The 4,338-nt window shown below is 50.1% G+C and carries 5 protein-coding genes; all 5 read left to right on the top strand.

Annotated features, from left to right (window positions below; translation table 11 throughout):
• Positions 1–100: 100 nt before the first annotated feature.
• The 5 genes from ARB25_RS09510 to ARB25_RS09490 are packed head-to-tail and all read left to right on the top strand — an operon-like array spanning position 101 to position 4,154.
• On the top strand, positions 101–562 hold the full coding sequence (locus ARB25_RS09510; RefSeq protein WP_055287645.1) for a PTS sugar transporter subunit IIB: 462 nt from the start codon (positions 101–103) through the stop codon (positions 560–562).
• 27 nt (positions 563–589) lie between these two features.
• Complete coding sequence (locus ARB25_RS09505) at positions 590–1,375, top strand: PTS mannose/fructose/sorbose/N-acetylgalactosamine transporter subunit IIC (RefSeq protein ID WP_055287643.1); 786 nt, start codon at positions 590–592, stop codon at positions 1,373–1,375.
• A complete protein-coding gene (locus ARB25_RS09500) occupies positions 1,362–2,192 on the top strand; it encodes a PTS system mannose/fructose/sorbose family transporter subunit IID (protein WP_055287641.1) in 831 nt (276 codons plus the stop codon). The genes ARB25_RS09505 and ARB25_RS09500 overlap by 14 nt, the downstream gene beginning before the upstream one ends.
• A gap of 48 nt (positions 2,193–2,240) precedes the next feature.
• Positions 2,241–3,239, top strand: a complete 999-nt coding sequence (locus tag ARB25_RS09495) for an SIS domain-containing protein (protein WP_055287639.1) — start codon at positions 2,241–2,243, stop codon at positions 3,237–3,239.
• 30 nt (positions 3,240–3,269) lie between these two features.
• Positions 3,270–4,154, top strand: a complete 885-nt coding sequence (locus ARB25_RS09490; protein ID WP_055287647.1) for a PfkB family carbohydrate kinase — start codon at positions 3,270–3,272, stop codon at positions 4,152–4,154.
• The last annotated feature ends 184 nt before the right edge of the window (positions 4,155–4,338 follow it).

Genomic DNA, 4,338 nt, shown 5'->3' with positions numbered 1-4,338 from the left:
AACCTGTTGTTGTGGTGATTTCAGATTCTAGGACGAAGGCCGTTCTTCGTTAAACGGGCGCTAGGGTGTCACCCTTACACCAACATTTTCGACGCGATCGATGATTAAGCTGCTGAGAGTTGACCATCGCTTGCTTCATGGTCAGGTTGCCATGACTTGGACGCAAGAGCTTGACACCAATTGCATTTTGATTGCCTGCGATGCGGTTGTGAAAGATGACGTGCGCAAGACGACGCTTAAGCTGGCACGTCCGGCAGGCGTCAAATTGGTTATCAAATCGGTCGATGATTCTATCGAGGCTCTTAGGAGCGGTGTGACCGATAAGTACCGTTTGTTCATTGTCGTTGAAAGCATCGAAGATGCTTACCGCTTGGCGAAGGGCTACAGCGAAATCAAGCATATCAACATTGGAGGAACGAAGCCGCGTGAGGGTGCAGATGTACGCCTATCTTCAACGGTTTTCGCTACCGATCGCGATGTGGAGCTTCTACATGAGCTCAGTGATGCCGGAATCGAGGTGGAGATCAGGCAGGTACCTAGAGACGAGAAGATTTTGATTTAAGCACATACAATAGAAAGGGGATCTCTCATGTTGACTCAAGCGATCCTTATCGGCCTCGTCGCAATGTGCGTGACATTTGAGTGCGCACTTGGCACTTGCCTTGCTTCTCGCCCGATTGTCACGGGCGTCCTCATCGGTCTTGTGATGGGTGATTTGCAGACGGGCATTATTGTCGGCGCCACGCTTGAAATGGTGTTCATTGGATCGGTTACCATCGGGGCGGCCGTTCCGCCTGACGTTATCACCGGTGGTATTTTGGGCACTACCTTTGCAATTTCGACGGGTCAAGGCGCTGAAGTTGCGCTGACGCTCGCTTTTCCGATTGCGTCGCTTTATCTCATCATCGATAACGCGCTTACGCTGATCGTGATGCCGTTTTTCGTCCATAAAGCGGACGACTGTGTGGCAAAGGGCGACCTCAAAGGTATGGAGCGGATGCATCTGCTTGGTGGATTCATCGTCAAATCGCTTCCTCGCTTTTTCGTGTGCTCCCTTGCTTTCTATCTCGGAACGCCGGTTATGAACGCAGTGCTTAACGCAATTCCCGAGTTTGTAAGTAACGGCCTGGTTATTGCGGGTGGATTCATCCCTGCGCTCGGCATTGCACTGCTCGCTTCAATGATTGTCAACAAGCAGACTGCTATTTTCTTCGTGCTCGGGTTTGCGCTCTGTGCCTACATGAGCATTCCAATCCTTGGTATTGCCATCATTGGGCTTTGCCTCGCAGTAATCCTCGTGGTGGTCCAGCCAAACTTCATTGCTCAGACGCCACAGCTTAGTTCGGAAGGGAGCTTCGACGATGACGACTTCTAATGACACCAGTTCCAACAAGATTACAAAGCGTGATCTAAAATCGGTATTTTTCCGTTCGCTTACGATGGAGTACTCCTGGAACTACGAGCGCCAGCAGCACATGGGATACTGCTTCTCTATGCTTCCCATCATTCGTCGCGTGTATAAGAATAAGGATGACCAGGCTGCTGCTGCTAAGCGTCACATGGAGTTCTTCAACACCACTCCTTATGTCTCAACATTAATTCTGGGCATTTCGGCAGCGATGGAAGAGGCAAACGCTAACGAAGAGGATTTTGACGAATCCTCCATCAACAGCGTAAAGGCCGCTCTTATGAGCCCGCTGGCCGGCATCGGTGACTCTCTGTTCTGGGGAACGTTGCGTGTCATCGCCACTGGCTTGGGTGTGTCGCTTGCTATGCAGGGTAACATTCTCGGCCCGCTTCTCTTCCTTGTCGTATTCAATGTTCCGCATTATCTGATTCGTTGGTTCTGCCTTAAATGGGGCTATGGATTCGGAACCAGTTTCTTGAGCAAGATCGAGAAATCTGGTCTTATGCCAAAGCTCACTATGGCGGCTGCAATTCTCGGTCTTATGGTTATCGGCGCTATGGTGCCCAACCTTGTATCGGTCAGCGTGGCTGGTTCTCTCGGTACCGGTGACAGTGCGCAGACTATCCAAAGCATCATCGACGGTATCATGCCGAGCCTGCTGCCGCTGCTTGTGACACTTGGAGTTTACGAACTCGTTCAGCACAAGGTCAAGATTGCTTGGATTCTCGTTATTCTCATGGCGGTTGGTATCGTTGGCTCCTTCTTCGGAGTGTTTGCAATCTAAATGGTTGATTTCGCCGTCTGGCCCAATTGAATTAGAAAGGTATATCTCATGGTTTCATTTGATGAACAGGCAATTCTCGATAACGGTGCTTATATCTACAATCAACGTGCCGAAATTGAACGCATTGCTGACGAAATTTGCGAAAAGGGTTTCGATTCGATTTTCTTCACCTCGTCAGGTGGCTCGCTTGCGATGATGCAGCCGTTTGACTATATGGTTTCTGTTATGTCCGATATTCCCGTCCAGTCCCAAGTTTCGGCAGATTTCCTCACGGTTGGCAATCGGCGCATCGGTAAGGGGACCTTGGCGTTCATGGCGTCCAAGTCGGGCGACACCAAAGAGACGGTCGCGGCGGCAAAGGCGGCAAAAGACGCAGGCTGCACCATTGTCTCTACGCTTGGCGTGGACGGTTCACCGCTTGGTGAACTTTCCGATTATGGAGTGATCTATAAGCAGGGCCGTCCTATGGAGCTCGTGCTGTACCTTCTGATTGGAAAGATTCTCAAGAACAGGGGCTTTTTCGATGACTACGATCGCTTCGCTGATGAGCTTGTGAATCTCCCCGCTGCTCTCGTTTCCGTCGGCAAGAACGCTGACGAGATGGCTCGCGCATATGCTCTGAAGCACAAGGACGATCCGTATCAGATTTGGATTGGTTCTGGCAATCTGTGGGGCCCCACGTATTCGTTTGCCATGTGTGTGCTCGAGGAGTCCCAATGGCTGCGCACCAAATCCGTTACATCGCCTGAGTTCTTCCATGGCACTATCGAACTTGTTGAGCCGGGCGTTTGTGTCGCGCTCGCAATGACGGAGGCGCAGACTAGGCCTCTTGATGAGCGCGTTGCACGCTTCTGTAAGCAATATGCGGATGATTTCACCGTATTCGATACACATGATTATGAGTTGCCGGGTATCAGTGATGAATTCCGCTGGATGCTTTCTCCGGTGGTACTCAATGCCATTCTCTCGCGTGTGAGCAAGAATTTCGAGCAAATTCGTGACCATTCGCTCGACATCCGCCGTTATTACCGCAAGGTCGAGTACTAATAAAGACCGTATGTGATGGGAGGCGTTGAGGTGAAAATCGCAGCAATTGGTGACAACGTTATTGATCGCTATCTCAACAAAGACGTTATGTATCCTGGTGGCAATGCCGTAAACGTCGCTGCCCATGCAAGCATGCTTGGCGCACAGGCAGCGTATATTGGGGAGATCGGCAACGACCTGGGAGGGCGAATAATCACCGATGCCCTTTCTTCGCTGAACGTTGACCTTTCGCAATCATCTATGCCTGAAAAAGCGACAACCAAGACTTGCGATGTAAATGTTTACAACGGTGAACGTGTCGAAGTTGGTTACGATACGGGGGCTTGCTGGGCGCACAAAACCCATATCACCGATTCTGATGTCAAGTTTCTTCAGGGATTCGATGCGGTTTTTACCAGCGTCAATGCAAAGCTGCAGGATGATGTGCACCTAGTTCAAGATCTTCCCGCTGTGGTGGTTTACGACTTTTCCGTTAAAGATAAGTATCGAACCGACGCATATCTCGATCTTGTTTGCCCTGCTACAACCCTTGGTCTGTTTTCCTGTTCCGGCGAGAGCGATCAACAGATTCAAGTTCTATTGAAGAGGGCCATAGAGCATGGTTGTCGCTACACGATTGCTACACGGGGATCTGCAGGGCCTGTGTTCTTTGACGGTTCCCGATGGTACCAGGGAAATATAAGACCCGTAGATGCGCTTGACACCATGGGCGCGGGAGATTCGTATATCACTGCGTTTGTTGTGAGCTGTCTCTCGCATGGCTGGAGTAAAAAGCAACCGCTCGATGCGGAGATCATTCGGGATGCAATGGAATTCGCTGCTGACTATTCAGCTAAGAATTGCCTTAAACCCGGCGGCTTTGGATTCGAGCATAAACTCGCCGAGATGAAAGACGGCCAAGCTTCCATTTCCTAGAAAGGTATTTTTTTAGGTCATTAAGTATTAATACGTAGTGAAATGACAAGTTGTCAATTGAAACGAATTTCACTCTATTAAACGAAGGGATATTAGATATGTTCAATTTCGATGAGCCTCGTTACGAGAAGGTTGTGAGCGATGCCCTCGCTCTCCGTCCTCAGATTGAGGCTGCCGTGGACAA

The organism is Collinsella aerofaciens (assembly GCF_001405375.1).
Lineage (GTDB): Bacteria > Actinomycetota > Coriobacteriia > Coriobacteriales > Coriobacteriaceae > Collinsella > Collinsella aerofaciens_F.
Note: the sequence above shows the minus strand (reverse complement) of the source record. Positions and strands in the feature narration are given on the sequence as shown.